At 71.0% G+C, this 18361-nt stretch carries 16 protein-coding genes and 1 pseudogene; 11 read left to right on the forward strand and 6 right to left on the reverse strand.

The window, feature by feature from the left end:
- Positions 1 to 270: 270 nt before the first annotated feature.
- From dnaB to OG702_RS18215, 3 genes are all read left to right on the forward strand, one after another.
- Entirely contained in the window at positions 271 to 1731 is a 1461-nt protein-coding gene (gene dnaB / locus OG702_RS18205) for a replicative DNA helicase (protein ID WP_327289947.1), read from the forward strand.
- Between the two features lie 319 nt (positions 1732 to 2050).
- Positions 2051 to 2329 carry a hypothetical protein gene (locus OG702_RS18210; protein WP_327289948.1) on the forward strand — a complete coding sequence of 93 codons (279 nt, stop codon included), beginning with the start codon at positions 2051 to 2053 and terminating at the stop codon, positions 2327 to 2329.
- A gap of 80 nt (positions 2330 to 2409) precedes the next feature.
- Positions 2410 to 3363: a S1 RNA-binding domain-containing protein gene (locus tag OG702_RS18215; RefSeq protein ID WP_327289949.1), complete on the forward strand. Its 954-nt coding sequence runs from the start codon at positions 2410 to 2412 to the stop codon at positions 3361 to 3363.
- A gap of 53 nt (positions 3364 to 3416) precedes the next feature.
- Here OG702_RS18215 and OG702_RS18220 read toward each other — a convergent pair whose 3' ends face one another.
- Complete coding sequence (locus OG702_RS18220; protein WP_327289950.1) at positions 3417 to 3890, reverse strand: MarR family winged helix-turn-helix transcriptional regulator; 474 nt, start codon at positions 3888 to 3890, stop codon at positions 3417 to 3419.
- A gap of 82 nt (positions 3891 to 3972) precedes the next feature.
- Between OG702_RS18220 and OG702_RS18225 the strand changes: the two genes are divergently transcribed.
- The 5 genes from OG702_RS18225 (at position 3973) to OG702_RS18245 (ending at position 8956) form a co-directional block, all read left to right on the forward strand.
- A complete protein-coding gene (locus tag OG702_RS18225; protein WP_327289951.1) occupies positions 3973 to 4911 on the forward strand; it encodes a quinone oxidoreductase family protein in 939 nt (312 codons plus the stop codon).
- Between the two features lie 162 nt (positions 4912 to 5073).
- The gene (locus OG702_RS18230) at positions 5074 to 5667 is read left to right on the forward strand and encodes a TetR/AcrR family transcriptional regulator (protein ID WP_327289952.1); all 594 of its coding nucleotides are present in this window, start codon (positions 5074 to 5076) and stop codon (positions 5665 to 5667) included.
- Complete coding sequence (locus OG702_RS18235; protein ID WP_327289953.1) at positions 5664 to 6506, forward strand: alpha/beta fold hydrolase; 843 nt, start codon at positions 5664 to 5666, stop codon at positions 6504 to 6506. The genes OG702_RS18230 and OG702_RS18235 overlap by 4 nt, the downstream gene beginning before the upstream one ends.
- 293 nt (positions 6507 to 6799) lie before the next feature.
- Positions 6800 to 8527, forward strand: coding sequence for an FG-GAP repeat domain-containing protein (locus OG702_RS18240; RefSeq protein WP_327289954.1), 1728 nt, complete (start codon positions 6800 to 6802; stop codon positions 8525 to 8527).
- A 168-nt stretch (positions 8528 to 8695) separates the two neighbouring features.
- Positions 8696 to 8956 (forward strand): hypothetical protein, encoded by a 261-nt coding sequence (locus OG702_RS18245; protein ID WP_327289955.1) that lies wholly within the window; start codon positions 8696 to 8698, stop codon positions 8954 to 8956.
- 20 nt (positions 8957 to 8976) lie between these two features.
- Here OG702_RS18245 and OG702_RS18250 read toward each other — a convergent pair.
- Positions 8977 to 9576, reverse strand: a pseudogene (locus OG702_RS18250) (MarR family transcriptional regulator); the annotation flags it as partial.
- Here OG702_RS18250 and OG702_RS18255 point away from each other — a divergent pair.
- Positions 9526 to 9699: a hypothetical protein gene (locus tag OG702_RS18255; RefSeq protein WP_327293493.1), complete on the forward strand. Its 174-nt coding sequence runs from the start codon at positions 9526 to 9528 to the stop codon at positions 9697 to 9699. The pseudogene OG702_RS18250 and the gene OG702_RS18255 overlap by 51 nt on opposite strands.
- 10 nt (positions 9700 to 9709) lie before the next feature.
- On the opposite strand, the gene OG702_RS18260 is transcribed toward OG702_RS18255, so the two are convergent.
- Positions 9710 to 10231, reverse strand: coding sequence for a mycothiol transferase (locus OG702_RS18260; RefSeq protein ID WP_327289956.1), 522 nt, complete (start codon positions 10229 to 10231; stop codon positions 9710 to 9712).
- Positions 10232 to 10327: 96 nt separating this feature from the next.
- Positions 10328 to 13567, reverse strand: coding sequence for a discoidin domain-containing protein (locus OG702_RS18265; protein ID WP_327293277.1), 3240 nt, complete (start codon positions 13565 to 13567; stop codon positions 10328 to 10330).
- 312 nt (positions 13568 to 13879) lie between these two features.
- On the opposite strand from OG702_RS18265, the gene OG702_RS18270 reads away from it, so the two are divergent.
- Positions 13880 to 14752, forward strand: a complete 873-nt coding sequence (locus tag OG702_RS18270) for a class I SAM-dependent methyltransferase (RefSeq protein WP_327289957.1) — start codon at positions 13880 to 13882, stop codon at positions 14750 to 14752.
- Between the two features lie 91 nt (positions 14753 to 14843).
- A complete protein-coding gene (locus tag OG702_RS18275; RefSeq protein ID WP_442814719.1) occupies positions 14844 to 16241 on the forward strand; it encodes a serine hydrolase domain-containing protein in 1398 nt (465 codons plus the stop codon).
- Here OG702_RS18275 and OG702_RS18280 read toward each other — a convergent pair.
- Both OG702_RS18280 and OG702_RS18285 read right to left on the reverse strand, forming a co-directional pair.
- Positions 16180 to 17709 (reverse strand): DHA2 family efflux MFS transporter permease subunit, encoded by a 1530-nt coding sequence (locus tag OG702_RS18280; protein WP_327289959.1) that lies wholly within the window; start codon positions 17707 to 17709, stop codon positions 16180 to 16182. The genes OG702_RS18275 and OG702_RS18280 overlap by 62 nt on opposite strands.
- 99 nt (positions 17710 to 17808) lie before the next feature.
- The gene (locus OG702_RS18285; RefSeq protein ID WP_327289960.1) at positions 17809 to 18339 is read right to left on the reverse strand and encodes a MarR family winged helix-turn-helix transcriptional regulator; all 531 of its coding nucleotides are present in this window, start codon (positions 18337 to 18339) and stop codon (positions 17809 to 17811) included.
- Positions 18340 to 18361 lie beyond the last annotated feature (22 nt).

Raw genomic sequence — 18361 nt, forward strand, 5'->3', positions numbered from 1 at the left:
CGCATCTTTGCGGGGGTCTCCCGGGTTGTCCACAGCACTGTCCCAAGGGCTGTACACAGGTTGAGGGCAGTTCTCCACAGGTATGCCGCCGTCGTCCACACCCCCTGTGGATAACCGCCTTGGTCCAGGCCGTCGCTGGCCCTACCGTGGACCCTCCCGCCGCCGCGCCGCGAGCGCTGCCGGGTGGATCGAGGAACGGAGCGGTGCCATGAAAGAGTGGCACGCACGCGGGGTCCGGCCGGACCGGTCGGACGGGAGGAGGTGGCGGGGGTGACCCAGCCCGAACCCGCCGACGACGCGTGGCCGGACCTCCCGCCGGACGACCGCCAGGGCCCGCCGCCCGGGGTCAGCCCGTTCCGCAAGAAGTCCTCCTCCGACGACAACCGCTACTCCGAGGGCGGCGGCGGCTTCGAGCGCGTCCCCCCGCAGGACCTCGACGCCGAGCAGTCCGTGCTGGGCGGCATGCTGCTGTCCAAGGACGCCATCGCCGACGTCGTCGAGGTACTCAAGGGCGCCGACTTCTACCGGCCCGCCCACGAGACGATCTACACCGCGATCCTCGACCTCTACGCCCGCGGTGAGCCGGCCGACCCGATCACCACCGCCGCCGAGCTCACCAAACGCGGCGAGATCGCCCGGGTCGGCGGCGCCCCCTACCTGCACACCCTGGTCAACGCGGTCCCCACCGCGGCCAACGCCGAGTATTACGCCGAGATCGTCCACGAACGGGCGGTGCTGCGCCGGCTGGTCGAGGCCGGCACTCGTATCACCCAGATGGGATACGCCGCCGACGGCGACGTCGACGAGATCGTCAACAACGCCCAGGCCGAGATCTACGCCGTCACCGAGCAGCGCACCTCCGAGGACTACCTGCCGCTCGGCGACATCATGGAGGGCGCCCTCGACGAGATCGAGGCGATCGGCTCCCGCAGCGGCCAGATGTCCGGCGTCCCCACCGGCTTCACCGACCTGGACTCCCTCACCAACGGCCTGCACCCCGGCCAGATGATCGTCATCGCGGCCCGCCCCGCGATGGGCAAGTCCACCCTCGCGCTGGACTTCGCCCGTACGTGCTCCATCGCGAACAAGATGCCCAGCGTGATCTTCTCGCTGGAGATGGGCCGCAACGAGATCGCCATGCGCCTGCTGTCCGCCGAGGCCCGCGTGGCGCTGCACCACATGCGCTCGGGCACCATGACCGACGACGACTGGACCAAGGTCGCCCGCCGCATGTCCGACGTCACCGAGGCACCCCTCTACATCGACGATTCGCCCAACCTGTCGATGATGGAGATCCGCGCCAAGTGCCGCCGCCTCAAGCAGCGCAACGATCTGCGGCTGGTCGTCATCGACTACCTCCAGCTGATGCAGTCCGGCGGCTCGCGCCGGCCCGAGAGCCGCCAGCAGGAGGTCTCCGACATGTCCCGGAACCTCAAGCTGCTGGCCAAGGAGCTTGAGGTCCCCGTCATCGCGCTGTCCCAGCTCAACCGCGGCCCCGAACAGCGCACCGACAAGAAGCCGATGGTCTCCGACCTGCGCGAGTCCGGCTCGATCGAGCAGGACGCCGACATGGTGATCCTCCTCCACCGCGAGGACGCCTACGAGAAGGAGTCCCCCCGCGCCGGCGAGGCCGACCTGATCGTCGCCAAGCACCGCAACGGCCCCACGGCCACCATCACCGTGGCCTTCCAGGGCCACTACTCCCGCTTCGTGGACATGGCCCAGACCTGACCGTCCGTTTGTCGGTTCCGCCCCGGCGTGTCCCTTTCCGCGTCGCCGTGTCCCCTCATCGGCGCTTGGGTCAGAGTTCACGGAACGGCAGATCGGTGCCTCCGCTCGATCGAGTGGAGTGCGGTGTCCGCCGAGACAGCGGACGGGCACGCTCGCCCGGATACCGGAAGTCCGAGCCGACTCACACGCAACTGGGCGATCATGTCGAAGTGACCATCGCCGACCCCACCGAGTTCTGCTCCGCCAGTCGTGCCGCCGTCTACCGCGCCGTCGAACGCCATCAGGACATCCGCGTCGTCGGTTTCCGAGGGGCAGTGACGTGCTGCCATACGCCTACCGGGTCACGAAGTACAACCCCGCCGACCGTGACCAGCGCGGGCACTACGCCGGCACTGAGCCCGCGACGAGCGACCACGGGCCGGTCGAAGCCGCCTATCTTCACGCCGTCGCCGCCTTCGCCGAGGACATCGGCGTCGAGCAGCTGGCCGTTCGCGAGCCGCAGCTCGGAGGCTTCGCGCATTTCGGTCTGGAGCCACCGGTCGACGGCGGGACCAGCACCTCTGTCTCGCCAGCACCCGACCCTGCGAGGGTGCGCTGACCCGCACCCGCGCGCTCGGCCTGATCCCGGAACGCCTGGACGCATCGCCCTACGACTTCGCCCCCGACGATCCTGAGTACGTGCAGCGTCCGGCCGACGCCGACTTCTGTGCCCGCCTGCACTGGACCGTCAGCGCCCACCGCACCGCGCTCCTGGAGGAGATCTTCGCCGCCAACGCCTCCCGGTGGCACCGCTTGACCCGCGACACCATCGAGACCGTGCGCTCCGAGCCGGCCCCACGCTCCCAGTTGACGGTCTGGCCGGACCTGCTCACCGTCGACACGGCCGTGGCCGCTCTCCCCGGCGAGGGCCTGGTGGAGGTCGTCTGGGAGGACGAGGACGGGCAGATCACGAGCACGGTCGTGGACGTGACCCAGTTCGAGGCACTGATCGCCCAGCTCGCCAGCGCGCGTGCTGCCGGAGTCGTATCCATGGATGCCGGTGAAGATCTCCCGCTGTTCACCGCTGTGCTCCCGGACAGCGACGGTGTTCTACGGGCTCGCTGGCAGACCGGACCGACGCCCAGCGACCGGGACTGGGCGTTCTTGAAGACCCTGCGGCGCGGCCAGGTCGTCACCGGCACGGTGACATCCATCGCCGGCTTCGGTGTCACCTTCGTGGACATCGGCGGCTTCACCGGGATGATCAACGTTCCGGAGCTTTCCTGTCGTCCCTTCAATCAGCCGTCCGACATCGTCAGCGTCGGCCAGGAGATCACCGCCGAAGTCCCCGACGTCGACATGGTCTGGGAACGAGTGCCGCTGTCACTGCGAGCAGTCCAGGAGGACCCGTGGCCGCAGGTCGCGCAGCGTCTCGGGCAGGTGGTCACTGGACCAGTCGCCGAAATCGTCCCGTTCGGCGTCTTCGTCCGCATCGAAGACCGAGACGACGGCTTCCAGGGCCTCGTGCACACCAATGAGCTGGATCAAGCGCCGGAAGACGTTGAGGTCGGCGACGTGCTCGCAGTGAAGATCATCGGGGTCTATCTCCCTCGGCGCCGCATTGCCCTGTCACAGAGGCAGGCCGACCAGTGACGACGTGGACGCGCTGCTACCGGGACGAGGCCCGAGGCGTCCGAGCGGGACAGCTATCCGCCACCTGGGCCGACTTCGGCGCAGGGCTCGTCCTCCTGGACCATGCGGGCGAGGAGACCCATGAGCTGGGTCCGCTCGGCGGGGGTCAGGGCAGCGGTCAGCTCGTCGTTCGCCTCACGGCCCAGTTTCTCCGTCTGAAGCAGGCGGCGTTTCCCGCTAGGCGAGAGGGCGATGGCGTTCTTGCGACGGTCCTTGGCGTCCGGCGTCCGGGTCACGAGGCCATCGTTCTGGAGGTCGTTGAGGATCGCGACCATGTCCTTGGGGTCGATGCTCAGGCTGCGGCCCAGCTCGGCCTGGGACACGGGGCCCAGTTCGGCGACGGCCGACAGGACGGCATGGTGCATCATCCGCATGCCCACCTGGGCGAGGGCTTCGGCGACGAGCCGGTGTCCCCGAGCTGCGGCACGGCCCAGGAGCCAGCTGGGGAGGGAGCGGATACGGGAGGGAGCGCGGGGGGTCTCGGACATGGCGCCAGACTAGTCAGAAAATTATTGGAGTTCCCTACGACCTTTCGCTATCGTTGGGTCTCCCAATGACTTGGAGGCGTGCATGCGGCGGATTCGTTTTTACGAGTACGGCGGTCCGGAAGTGCTCCGCGTCGAGGACGCGGACGCCCCGGAGCCCGGCGCGGGGGAACTGCTGGTCCGCACGGAGGCCATCGGTGTGACCCTTCCCTCCGTGCGCAAGGTTCGCGGCGAGGGCGGCAGGACGCCGCTACCGGGAGTCCTGGGGGGCGAGGTCGCCGGAACGGTGATCGCACTCGGCTCGGACGTGACGGATTTCGCGGTCGGCGACCGCATCACGTCGCTCACTTTCAACGGCGGCTCGTATTCCGAACTGGCCATCGCCCCCGCCTTCATGGCGAGCCGCATACCGGACGGAGCGAGCGCCGTTCAGGCCGTCGCGCTCGTGCGCAGCGGACACGTCGCCCTCGCCGCCCTGGCCACGGCCCGGCCTCTTGTGAGCGAGTCGGTCCTCATCACGGGCGCCGCGAGCGGAGTGGGGCATCTCGCGGTCCAACTGGCCAAGCTGCAGGGCGTTGAACGGGTCGTCGCGGCCGTCAGCTCGCACACCAAGGCGGAGTTCCTCCGCGGTCTCGGCGCCGACGAGGTCGTGACCTACGACAGCGAGCAGTGGGGTGAGCCGGCCGACGTCGTCCTGGACGGAGTCGGCGGAGATCTGCTCCCACGCGCCGTCTCCGCGCTTGCGCCCGGCGGGCGACTCGTCTTCTTCAACTCGGGCGGCGGCACCGTCCCCGCCTTCGACCTCCTGGCAGGATCGAAAACCATCACCGGCCTCACCATGGCCAGGTTTGCCGGCACTCGGCGCGAGCTCTACGACCGGCATGGCGAGGAGCTGTGGAAGCTGACCCTGTCCGGGCAGCTGCGGCCGGCCGTTCACGCCCGGATTCCGCTGGCGGACGCGGCACGAGCGCACGAGATCATCGAAGCCCGTGCCAATCTCGGCAAGGTCGTTTTGCTGCCCTGACGCGTGGCCGCTGCGGCCTGGGGGCCCAGTAGGTGCCCTGAACCGGCCGAGGGTCGGTCAAGCCGCCTCTGATCCCGCGGACGCCTTCGCTGGCGCGGCCCTCATTTGCCTTCCTAGGGCACCTAGGTTAAAACTAGGGCCTCAAGGATCCTGGGAGGGTGCATGGTGCGGGCGGGGCTGACGGTGGAGCGGGTGACGATCGCGGGCGCGGAGCTGGCGGACGACGTCGGGCTCGACCAGGTGACCATGTCGCAGGTGGCGCGGCGGCTGGGTGTGAAGGACGCGAGCCTCTACACGCATGTCCGCGGCCTGGAGGATCTGCGCGGTCGGATCGCCCTGCTGGCGGCGGACGAGAAGACCATCCGTATCGCGGAGGCGACCGCGGGGCGGGCGGGCAGGGACGCGCTCGTCGCGTTCGCGAACGCCTGGCGGGAGTACGCCCACGCGCATCCGGGCCGCTACATGGCAACGCAGACCCCGATGCAGATCGACCCCGAGCTGGTGGCGAAAGCGCCCGGACCACGGCGCGCGGTCGAGCTGACGTACGGCATGCTGCGCGGCTACGGACTGGCCGAGCCGGACCTGACCGACGCGGTCCGGTTGCTGCGCAGCACGTTCCACGGGTTCGTCGCCCTGGAAGCGGCGGGCGGCTTCGGGCACGAGCGTTCGCCGCAGCGGTCCTGGACGCGCGCCCTCGACGCGCTGCACGTCCTCCTGGAGAACTGGCCCCCGTCCCGAGAAGGAGAAACCTCATGACCGACCCGACCATCGGCAGCCTGCGGGTGAACGGTGCGACCCTGCACTACGAGGTGCGAGGCCAGGGCCCGCTCCTGCTGCTCATCCCCGGCGGGACGGGCGGCGCGGCATCCTTCGACGCCATCGCCGGCGACCTGGCCGCCGAATACACGGTCGCGACCTACGACCCGCGCGGCATGTCCCGCAGCACGCTGGACGACCTCGACGCCGAGCAGCATGTGGCCGAGCACGCCGATGACGCGTTCCGGATGCTGGAACTGCTGTCGCCCGGTGAGCCTGCCCTGGTGTTCGGCGGCAGTTCGGGTGCGATCGCCGCCCTGCACCTTCTCACCGCCCACCCCGAACGCGTCGCCCGAATTGTGGCGCACGAGCCGCCAGTAGTGGAGGTGCTGCCGGACGCGGCGGGTCATCGCGCGCTCATCGCACACGTGCAGGAGACGTTCCGTACCGAAGGGCTCATGCCGGCGATGGCCGTGTTCGCCGCGGGCCTGCAGAAGGACGGCGACACGACCGAGCCGAAGGCCGAGCTGAGACTTCCCCCCGAGGCGGCGGCGCGGGCCGAGCGGACGATGGCCGACCTGCCGTTCTTCGTCGGTCGCATCGTGCCCGGCTTCATGTCCTACGAGCCGGACATCCGCCGGTTGGTGGGCCTGTCGGACCAGCTCGTGATCGCCGCCGGCCAGGACTCGCGCGGTGAGCTGCCCTACCGCTCCGCGGCCTTCCTGGCCGACCGTCTCGGCACGGAGCTCCAGCACTTCCCCGGCGGCCACATCGGACTGACCACGCACCCCGCAGAGTTCGGCGAGCACCTGCGGAAGGCCTTCCGAGCCTCGACCTGAATCGCGCACGACCTGGTCGACTCCGCCGGAGGCGGCCGAAGAAAGGGGCCCGATTGCTCGCGCCCTTGGCGTTAGGGTGCGTCTCCGACGTCGCGTCGCGGACAGGGCGGCTGCCAAGTGAAGCGAGTGCCGTCGGGGCAGCGGACCACGTCGCGCGCCAACGCCCCGCAAGGCCCTTGGAGATGGACAAGGTTGTCGCTGCCCGGCGATACACTCCGCTCACCAGAACCGCACGACTCTTCGAATCGTCGCTGGTTCAGGGATTCATTGCTTGAGATCCCATGGGGGGATTCGTGTCAGAAACACAGCCGGTACGGCCTCAGCGCCGGCGCCGCCTCGTCGCGGTGTGCACAGCCGGCATTCTTTCCCTCGGCGCCTTCGCGCTGGGGACGGGCGCGCAGGCCGCGGAGCCCGGCGCGCACCACAGCATCAAGCAGCCGGCCCTCTCCTCCGGTCAGCAGCCGCACCTGGTCAAGCCGAAGGCGACCGGGAGCAGGAAGTCCACGCTGTCGTCCGGCGTGGCCAAGGTGGCCACCCCGGCACCGCAGCGGTACGACATCGACGGTGACGGCTACGGCGACCAGCTCTACCGCGGCAACGACGGCGCGCTGTACAACTCACTGGCGACCACCGAGGAGCCGCTGGCCGCCAGCCCGGAGAAGTACCTCGACATCCTCACCCCCGGTGACCTGAACGGTTCGACCGGGCCCGAGGTCCTTGCTGTCACCACCACCGGTTCGCTGGAGCTGTTCACCCCGGGGAACTTCCCCAGCTACGCGTCATGGACCGGCGGCGGGTGGAACGCCTACAACAAGCTCGTCGCGGTGGACGACGTCACCGGTGACGGCAGGGCCGACATCATCGCCCGGACCTTCGACGGTCAGCTCTACCTGTACCAGGGCACCGGCAACGGTTCCGCGCCGTTCAAGGCAAGGGTCCTCATCGGTGGTGGCTGGGGCGCGTACGACCAGCTGGCCAGCCCCGGGGATGTCGACGGGGACGGCATCAGCGACCTGGTCGCCCGCACCTCCGCCGGCACGCTCTACCTCTACAAGGGCACCGGCAAGGCCTCCGCGCCGTACGCGGCCAAGACAGCCATCGGCGGCGGGTGGAACACCTACAACCAGATCATCGGCCTGGGCAACGACCCGTCCGGTGCCGCCGTGCTGTGGGCAAGGACGCCCGCCGGCACGCTCTACTACTACCCGCCCAGCGGGCACGGGGGCTTCGCCCCGCGGCACCAGTTCGGCACCGGCTGGACGCTGGACATGTTCGCCGGCCAGGGCAGCAACCCGTTCTGGGGCAAGAAGCAGATGATCGCGGCCACCCCGAACGGCACCCTGTACTGGTACGAGGCCAACCAGGCCGGCGGCTTCTTCGCGCGCCAGCAGCTCAGCGACGACGGGGGCTGGGCGGGCGAGTTCACCCTGACCTTCGCCAACGCGCTGACCAGCAGCGGCAGGCCGCAGCTGCTCGACCACTACAAGAGCGACCTTTACAACGTCTACGCGGACTACAACCTCATGTCCAGCGGATGGAGCAGCTACAACCTGATCATCGGCCCCGGTGACCTCAGCGGCGACGGCAAGGGCGACCTGCTGGGCCGGGACACCTCCGGCAAGCTCTACCTCTTCCGCGGTACGGGCAGCGGCCTCGGGCTGGCGGGCCGCCAGCTCGTCGGCGGCGGCTGGGGCGCGTACAACGCCATCGTCGGCTCCGGCGACTTCAGCGGCGACGGCCGCGCCGACATCGTCGCCAGGACCGGCGACGGCACGCTGTACCTGTACAAGGGCACCGGTGTCGCCTCGAAGCCGTTCGGCTCCCGGATCAAGATCGGCACCGGCTGGGGTCAGTACACCAAGCTCGCCTCGCCCGGCGACATGGACGGCGACGGCCGCGCGGACCTGCTCGCGGTCAACTCCGCCGGCACCGCCTACCGCTACAGCAGCACCGGGACCGGGCAGTTCAAGGCCCGTGCGACCGTGGGCGGCGGCTGGAACGCCTACAAGCGGCTCTACTGAGCCCGCCGGGGCTCCGGGCCTCCGCCGAGATCTGAAGCCTGCGTGACGGCGGCGCCCGCACCGAACCGGTGCGGGCGCCGCCGTCACGTACCTGCTGACGGGTCGAAACTCCCTGACGCCCGGTCAAGGCCCACCGGATCCCACGAGGTGACGGGCTAACGTCAGGTGGTGGACAACTCTCAGATCACGATCAAGCTCACTTCCGACGAGGCGCTCGTCCTCTCGGACTGGCTGGAGCGGATCCAGACGACGGATCTCAGTCGTCTGGTCGACGATGCCGCTACCTGGGCTCCGATCCACAAGATCGCGGGGTCGCTGGACAGGACCCTGCCCGGCATCTTCTCCGACGGCCACGCCGAGCGGCTGGACGCGGCACGGCGCCGTCTGAGGGAGACCATGGGCGGCTCCCCCCAGGGGCAGAGCGGCTGACCCGAAAGCCGGCCCGGCACTTACGGAGGTGTCCCCGGGCCCGGTCCGGGTTTGGTGTGGAGGATCTCGCGGGCCTGCTCCGCGGCGCGGAAGATGCTCTCGCTGACGAAGTCGATGAAGCGGGCGATGTTCTCCAGGCGCGCGGCCGCGGGGGTGTCGGGACCGAGGATGCCGACGCCCTGCCGTGCGGTCTCGGCGAGCTGCGCGTTGGACCGGGCGCCGGCGATCATCGACTGGTACCAGACGTCGTCGTCGACGACGTAGCGCTCGCGCCGGCCTTCGTCCCGGTCACGGCGCACCAGGCCCTGGCTCTCCAGGAAGGTGATCGCCCTGGAGACCGAGGCCGGGCTGACCTGGAGGTGCCGGACGAGTTCGGACGCGGTGAGGCTGCCCGCTTCGGTGGTGCAGAGGCAGACCAGCACCCGGGCCATCATCTTGGGCAGGCCCGACTGCATCAGGAGCGTGGTGAACGTCTCCTCGTACGCGCGCACGGCCTCCGCGTCCCGTCGGTGGGCCTGCGCGGGTGCCTCCGGGCCCCGGGGCGCGGCCGGCCTGCGCCGGTGGGTGCGGTGCTCGGTGGCCCGGTGGGCCAGGTCGGCGCCGCCCGCGGCGTGTCCGCCACGCTGGACGCCGGGACCTCCTACGGCCGGATCGACAACGCTCTCAAGAACGCCGACGGCGCCGCGGACCTGACCATCCGCGCGACCACCGCCTATGGCGACATCACCGCCCGCAGCCTGTGAGGCGGGCAGGTCAGTCGGTCATCACCAGCCAGCGGTGACCGTCGATGAGTTCGCGGACCGCGTCCAGGTGCCCGGTGTGGCACGCGGTCTCCGCGATGACGTGCAGCAGGATCTCGCGGTGGCTGTGGATGTTCTGGTCGCCGAAGTGCTCGGTCGGCCACCAGGCGGGGGCGGCCTCCGCCGGGGTGGCGGTGATGATCGCGTCGGCCAGGGATATCTCGTGGCGGTAGCGGTCGAGCACGGCGGCGGCCGGCAGCCCGGGATCCACCTGCCAGGCGTCGGGCTCGTCACCCAGCGCGGCGATGACGGCCGGGTCGCCGGCCAGGACCGCGCCGAACCAGAAGCGCTCGACGTCCAGGGCCAGATGCCGGACCAGTCCCAGACAGGTCCAGCCGGACGGCAGGACCGGGCGGCGCAGGTCGGCCTCGTCGAGGCCGTCCAGGGCGCCGAGCACGTGCTTGCGCCGGCCGTTCAGGCAGTCGAGCAGGGCTTTGATCTCGGGGCCGGGCTGCCCGGCGGTCGGCTCGGTCATGGCGACACGGTACAACCGGCCCGTTGCGGGTCCGCCACGCGCCCGGAGCCGTTGTCGCAGCGGCTCCGGGCACGTCCTTCCCGGGGAGGGGAAGGGTCAGGTGGTCGTCCAGACGAAGGTCGCCGAGCCGGTGGCACCGGCCTGGTCCCGCGCGGTGACCGTGACCGTGTAGCTGCCGGCCCTGCTCGCCGTGCCGGTGAAGCGCCCGCTGGTGCTGAGCGAGATGCCGGGCGGCAGGCCGGACGCGGTGTAGGTGTGGTGCGCGGCGGCGTCGGCCGGGTCGAAGGCCCAGTCGACGGCGGAGTGCACCGGGCTGCTCATGCCGTGCGGGTTGGGCACGGACAGCGGCGCCGCGGTGGCGGGTGCCGCGGAGTCCGCGGCGGCCGCCTTCGGGGCGAGGGCGGCGGCGATGGCGCCGTTGACGGTGGCCGGCACGGTGAGCGTGCCGGTCTGCGGCAGGTTGCGGGAGGAGTCGCCCACCAGGATCTGGTAGCTGCCCGCTGCCGTGGTCCAGTTGTTGCTGCCGGTGTTCCAGAAGGCCAGGTCATGGGTGCTGACGGTGAAGGTCAGGGTCTGCGACTGGCCCGGGTTGAGGGTGACGCGCTGGTAGCCGCGCAGCTGGTGCACCGGCTCCCCGGTGGACGCCGGGTCGCCGACGTAGAGCTGGGCGACGTCCGTGCCGGCCCGCGACCCGGTGTTGGTCACCGTGACGTGGACGGTGGCGTTGCCGCCACTGAGCGCGCCGACCTGCAGATTGCTGTAGCCGAAGGTCGTGTACGACAGGCCGAAGCCGAACGGGAAGAGCGGTTCGATGTTCCTGGCGTCGTACCACCGGTAGCCGACGTCCAGGCCCTCGCTGTACTGCACCTGCCCGTTGGTGCCGGGCCACTGGGCCGCGGTGTTGGCGGGCACGTCGGCCAGCGACTTCGGGAAGGTCACCGGCAGCTTGCCGGACGGGTTGACGTCGCCGAAGATCAGCGCCGCCATGGCCGTGCCGATCTGCTGGCCCGGGTAGAAGCCCTCGAAGACGCCCGCGACCTGGTTCAGCCACGGCATGTTGATGGCGGAGTTGTTGTTGAGCACCACGATGGTGCGCGGGTTCGCCGCCGCCACCTGGGCGATCATGTCGTTCTGCTTGACCTGGCTGCCGCCGTTGTCGGGCAGGTCCAAGGTGGTGGTGTCGTGCTCCTCGTTGCCGTAGTTGTCGCTGGCGTAGACGATCGCGACATCGGAACTGCGGGCCAGGGTGACGGCCGCGGACAGATTCGTCGCGTCGTTGTACTGCACGGTGGTGCCGGTGCCGGCGACCCGGTTCTGGATGCCGGTGATCGGCCAGACCGTTCCCGAGCTGGTGGTCGTGGCGCTGCCGCCGCCGATGGACTGCACTCCGGCGCCGCCGTCCCAGCCGATCACCGCGATGGAGTGGGTGGTCGCAGTGGACAGCGGAAGGATGCCGTTGTTCTTGAGGAGTACGGCGCCCTCCTCCGCGCCCTGGAGCGCGACCTGGACATGGGCGGGCGTGGTCACGGTGGCGTCCCGTGAACCGCTCGGTGCCTTGTCGAACAGCCCGAAGGCGAAGAACTGCGTGAGCAGCCGGCTGACCATGGTGTTGAGCGTGGTCTGGCTGACCGTGCCGTTGGCGACGGCCTGGGCGAGGAAGTCGGCGAAGAAGTAGCCGTTGGGCATCTCCACGGTCAGGCCCGCGTTGGCGGACTCCACCGTGGAGTGGGTGCCGCCCCAGTCACTGGTGATGAAGCCGCCGAAGTTCGCCTGCTGGTACAGGGCGGTGTTCATCAGGTCCGGGTTCTGGCAGGCCGGCACGTTGTTGACGATGCTGTACGCGCACATCGCCGCGGCCGGCGACCCCTGCTGCACCGCTGCCTGGAAGGCGGGCAGGTACAGCTCCTGCAAGGTCCGCTTGTCGACGATGACCGTGCCGGCCGGGTTCTCGATGTTGTAGACGGCCACGTGCTTCATCTCGGCCATCACACCCTGGCTCTGGATGCCCTTGATGTCGGCGGTGGCCATCTGCCCGTTGAGGTACGGGTCCTCGCTGAAGGTCTCGAACGAGCGGCCCCAGCGCGGGTCGCGGACGATGTTCAGCGTCGGGCCGAGCGCCACCTGCACGCCCTTGCCGGCGAACTCCGCGCCGATCGCGGCGCCGTACTGCTGTTCCAGTGCGTTGTCGAAGGTGGCCGCCGAGGCGTTGGCGGACGGCATCTGGGTGACACCGCCGAGTCCGTCGCCGACGCCGTGCGGGCCGTCCTGCAGACCGATGTTCGGGATGCACAGCGACGGGATGCCGGTGATGTTGCCGATGTACGGCGAGGCGTTGTTGTTGCCGTGCAGGATCGACACCTTCTGCGCGGCGGTCATCTGCGCCATGACCTGCGAGACGCGGGTCGAGACCGGCGCGGTGGACCCCACCCAGGGGCAGCTGCCGTCGCCGCCGCCGGGCGGCGGGGTGGTGCCGCCGCCACCGGCGGTCAGCAGGGTGAACTCCCACAGGGAGTAGCCGTACTGGGTGGCACGGACGGTGCCGTACATCCGCACGTAGCGGCCGGTGGCGTTGAAGGAGAGGTTCTCCACCCCGCCCGGGCCGTTGGTGGTGGAGTACACGGTGTTCCACGTGGAACCGTTGTCCGAGACCTGGATCTGGTACGCCTTCGCGTAGGCGGTCTCCCAGCTCAACTGGGCGCCGCAGAGCGCCTGCGAGGAGCCGAGGTCGACCTGGACCCACTGCGGGTCGGAGGCGGCGCTGGACCAGCGGGTGCCCGCGTTGCCGTCGAAGGCGGCGGACGCCGGGGTGCCGGCGTTCTCGGTCGAGGAAGCGGTGGCGGGCTTGCCGAGCGCGACCGTGGTCGTGCCGCAGGTGGCCGGCGGGGTGCCACCGCCGCCGGAGCCGCCGTAGACCTGGAACTCCCACAGCGAGTAGCCCCACTGGGTGCCGCGTGCCGTGCCGTACATCCGCACGTAGCGCCCGGTGCCGGTGACGTTCAGCGTCTGGACGCCGCCGGTGCCGGTGGTCGTGGAGTAGATGCTGTTCCACGTGGAACCGTTGTCCGACACCTGGATCTGGAAGGACTTGCCGTAGGCGGCCTCCCAGTTCAGCACCACCTGGGTGATCGGCTGGCTTGACCCCAGGTCGACCTGGAGCCACTGCGGGTCGGAGGCGGCGCTGGACCAGCGGGTGCCGGTGTTGCCGTCGACCGCCGCGCCGGCGGTGAAGGCGTCCTGCACGGACGAGGCCGTGGCGGGCTTGCCCTGCGAGAGCAGCACCGGCGTGGCCGCGCGTGACGAGGTCGCCACGATCGACAGATAGGCCGAGGCGATCATCACCAGGATGAGCAGGGCGATGGCCTGCGGTGACTGTCGGAAACGTTTACGGGATATGGAGAGCCCTTGTGGGGTGACCCTCATGTGTCTGCTCCTACGTGTCGGAAGGCAACGCGCGAGTGTGGGGGGTGGTAGGAGGAACCGCCAGCGGGCTGAGAGCGCTCTCTGGCAGTGGTGATATCTACGCCCGGCCCTGGGGGGTGTCAACCTTTCTGACACGGGGTGGGCGGGGAAACCGCCTGTCTTGACGGGGAGTTGACCTGGGGCCGCCCCTGCCCCCGCTGCGGCCCGCCCGGGTGGGAGCCTGGAGGGATGGACGAGGACAGGCAGGCGGACCGGATCACGGCCGGGTTGGAGGGCGTCCCCGAGACGCTGCTGTGGAATCTCTACCAGCGGTCGGTGGAGGCTGCGCGGGTCGGCAGCCGCCTGCTGGACGACCCGCGTTCGGTGGAACTGGTCGAGCGGATCGACTACCCCTTCGAGCGGTTCGCCGGCGACGGCATGGCCCAGTGGCACGCGCTGCGGATCGCCTGCCTGGACGCCGAGGTGCGCCGCTTCCTCGCCGCACATCCCGGCGGCACGGTCGTCGCGCTCGGCGAAGGCCTGGAGACGCAGTTCTGGCGGGTGGACGACGGCCGGGCGCACTGGCTGACGGTGGACCTGCCAGAAACGGTGGCCCTGCGCGAGAAGCTGCTGCCCGACGACCCGCCGCGCCGCCGTACGGTCGCCTGTTCGGCCCTCGACCTGCGGTGGATGGACGAACTCGACGCCGGCACGCCGCCGCAGGATGTGCTGGTGACCGCCCAGGGCCTACTGATGTACCTGCCGCCGCGCGAGGTCAAGCGGCTCATCGCCGCCTGTGCGGAACGCTTTCCCGGTGGCTCGTTCCTCTTCGACGCGCTCCCGCGCGGCATGGTGGCCCGCAACCAGGCCGGCGCCCTGGACACCGCAGGCGGCTATCGCGCCCCGCGCTGGCAGTGGGGCATGGACACCAGGGAGTACCCCAAGGTGGCCACCGCCTCCCCGCGGATCGCCGAGGTGCGCAGCCTGCCGCTGCCGCGCGGCCGCGGCCTCTACGCCGTCGCCCCGATCTCCCATCTGCTGCCCGGGGTGCGGTCGATGCGGATGTCGATCGTGTCGGTGCGCTTCGGCCCCGCCGACTACCGTAATGACGCGCGGGCCTGACGCCCCGCGGCAGCCAAGCGCGGAGGGACGGCTACGAGTGAGTGCGGACACCGGATCGGGGAGTGGCGGCGGCACGGGCGGCACGGACGAACTGCTGCCCGGCACCCGGCGGGCGTTGCTGCACCGGGTGGCGGTGGGGCAGCGCGACGGGCGCACCCCCTCGCTGGTCGGGGCGGTGGTACGGGACGGCGCGCTGGTCTGGTGCGGTGCTCGCAGCATGATCGAGGGCCACGCCCCCGACGCGGACACGCAGTATCGCATCGGCTCGATCACCAAGTCCTTCGTCGCGGTGCTGGTGATGCGGCTGCGCGACGAGGGCCGGCTGGACCTGACCGACCCGCTGGGCCGCCATCTGCCGGAGGTGGCGGCGTCCTGGGCGGATCCCGGTCAGGCCGGGCTCGACGCGGCCGGGCTGTCGGCGGCCCGGCAGCTGACGGTGGGCCAGCTGCTCAGCCACACCTCGGGACTGGCCTCTGAGACCCCGGGCCCCTGGTGGGAGCGCACCCCGGGCGCGCTGCGGCCCGAGCTGGCGGATGTGCTCGGGCCCGACCCGGTCAAGCACCCGGCGGGCCGCCGCTACCACTACTCCAACCCCGGCTTCGCGCTGCTCGGCGCGCTGGTGGAGCAGTTGCGCGGGGTCTCCTGGGGCGAGGCGCTGCGCGCCGAGGTGCTCGATCCGCTGGGCATGGCGCGCACGACGTTGCTGCCGCAGGCCCCCGCGGCGGGCGGCTTCGCCGTCCATCCGTGGGCGGATGTGATGCGGCCCGAGGCCGTACAGGAGACCGGGCGGATGGCGCCGGCCGGGCAGTTGTGGTCGACGGCCGGTGATCTGGCCCGCTGGGCTGCCTTCCTGACGGCGGGTCGGGAGGGGGTGCTGAGCGCGGCGACGCTGGAGGAGATGCGGCAGCCCGCCGCGCCGCCCGAGCCCACCGACCCGGAGGGCGGTTACGGGCTGGGGTTGCAGCTGGCCCGGCGTGGCGGCCGCCAGCTGGTGGGGCACACCGGTTCGATGCCCGGCTTCCTGGCGTCGCTCTGGTTGAGCCCCAAGGACGGTGTCGGCGCGATCACGCTGGCGAACGTGACCTCGGGCCCGCAGATCGGTGCCATCGCCGCTGACCTGCTGGCGATCACCGCCGACGCGGAGCCGGGACTGCCGGCGGCCTGGCGTCCGGCGGACACGCTCGGCCCGGACCTGCTGGAGCTGGCGGGCCCCTGGTACTGGGGCACCCAGGCCTTCGTGCTGCGGATCGACGCCGACGGCGGCCCCAGCCTCGCGTCGCTGACCGGCCAGGGCCGCGCCACCCGGTTCCACGTGGAACATGACGGGACCTGGACCGGTCGCGAGGGTTATTACGCAGGTGAGACGCTGCGGGCGGTCAGCGGGCCGGACGGTACGGTCAGCCATCTCGACCTGGGGTCCTTCGTCTTCACACGTGCGCCCTACGATCCGTCGGCTCCGCTTCCGGGGGGCTTCCCGGGCTGGCACTGACCGCGGCCGGATCCCCCGCCGCCGAGTCCGCCACGGCAGCAGCCGCGCCGAAGCCTCCCGGGGACCTGAGCAGCACCGCCGCTGCCAGGGCCGCCGCGGCGAGCAGGCCCGCGGCGACCAGGAAGGCCAGGTGGTATCCGCCGGTCAGCGCGGCGGCCTGCGGGTGGTCGGCGGCGGTCAGGTGGTCGGTGCGGGCGGTGGCCAGCGCGGCCAGCACGGCCAGGCCCAGGGCGGCACCGATCTGCTGGGCGGTGTTGAAGACGCCGGAGATCAAGCCGGCGTCGGCGGGGGTGGCGTCCGCCATGCCGAGCGACATCAGGGCCGGCATCGCCAGCCCGAAGGCGGTCCCGAAGACCAGCGTCGCCGGCAGGATGTCGGTGACGTACGAGGCGTGCCCGGCCGGCACCCGGGCCAGCAGCAGGAAGCCGCCGGTGAAGAGGGCCAGGCTCGGCAGCAGCACTGCCCGCTCGCCGAAGCGGGCGCCGAGCCTGGCGGAGAGCGCCAGCGACATCACGCCGATGACGAGCCCGGTGGGCGCGATGGCCAGGCCGATCCGCAGCGGGTCGTAGCCCAGCACCCGCTGGAGGTAGAGGCTGATCATGAACTGGAAGCCGAAGGCGCCGGCCACCATCAGCGCCTGCACGATGTTGGCGCCGGTCACCAGCCGGGAGCGGAAGAGCCGCGGCGGCATCAGCGGCTGTGCCGCCGTGGCCTGGCGGACCAGGAAGCCGGCCAGCAGCGCCAGCGAGACCGCGCTGAAGCTGACGGTGGACGCGGACGTCCAGCCGTGGTCGGTGGTGCCGACGATGGCGTAGACGCCGAGCATCAGGGCCGCGGTGACCAGCAGCGCGCCGGGTGCGTCCGCGCCGCGCACGGGGTTGCCGGATCCGGCGGCGGGGCTGTCGTCCGGCAGCAGGCGCAGGCTGAGCACGGCGGCCGCCGCGCCGATCGGCAGGTTGACGAAGAAGATCCAGTGCCAGTTGACGGCCTGGGTGAGGACACCGCCGGTCAGCAGTCCGAGCACGCCGCCCGCCGACTGGACGAAGCTGTAGACGCCCATGGCCCGGCCGCGGCCGTTCGGGTCCGGGTAGAGGGCGATCACCATGCCCAGGCTGACCGCGGAGACCATCGCTCCCGCCGCGCCCTGGACGAACCTGGCCGCGATCAGCAGGCCGGCGGAGTCGGCCAGGCCGCAGGCCAGGGAGGCGGCGGTGAACGCGGCCAGCCCGCCGACCAGGACGCGGCGGCGGCCGATGAGGTCGCCGATCCTGCCGGACAGCAGCAGCAGGCCGCCGAAGGCGACGAGGTAGGCGTTCACCACCCAGGCCAGCGCGGACTGGGAGAAGCCCAGGTCGTGCTGGATGGACGGCAGCGCGACGGTCACGATCGTGCCGTCCAGGATGATCATCAGGGTGCCCGCGCTGAGCACGCCGAGGGCGGCACTGCGGGAGCGGGAAGACAGTGGCATGGGGTCGCCTCCTGGCGGATGGGTAGCCAGGAGCGACCGTAGCAGAAGGTTTCGTTGGAGACTATCTATTACGGGCTTAGGTGTCGCGCCGACGGCCGCTCACGCCCGGGCCTGCCGCGGACGGCGCACCCCCTGCACCCCTTCCGGGTGCTCCGCCGGCGCCGCCAGATGGCCGGTGACCAGCCGGTTCAGCGCCGAGACGAAGGCGGAGCGCTCCGGCTCCGGCAGCGCGGCCAGCACGTCGTCGTGCACCCGGTCGACGATCTGCTGCCCGGCGGCCACCACGTCCGCGCCCGCCTCCGTGACCCGGATGATCCGCGCCCTGCGGTCGGTCGCCGACGGCACCCGCTCGGCGAGCCCGGCCCGCTCCAGCTGGTCGACGGTCACCACCATCGTGGTCTTGTCCAGGTCGGACAGCTCCGCGAGCTGCGCCTGGGTCCGCTCGGTCTGGGCCGCGTGCGCCAGCACGCAGTGCGCCCGCGGCGACATGCCGATCTCGGCGAGGGCGGCGGTCATCTGCGTGGTCAGCACGTGGGCGGTGTGCTGCAGCAGGAACGACACGTCGGCGGCCGAGCCGAGGGCGCCCTGCGGGGGCGCGGCCGCGGGGATGAGGGCGGAGTCCTGGGTCATGCGACCGAGGGTAGCAAAATAG

The sequence above is a fragment of the Streptomyces sp. NBC_01198 genome (assembly GCF_036010485.1).
Classification (GTDB): Bacteria; Actinomycetota; Actinomycetes; order Streptomycetales; family Streptomycetaceae; genus Actinacidiphila.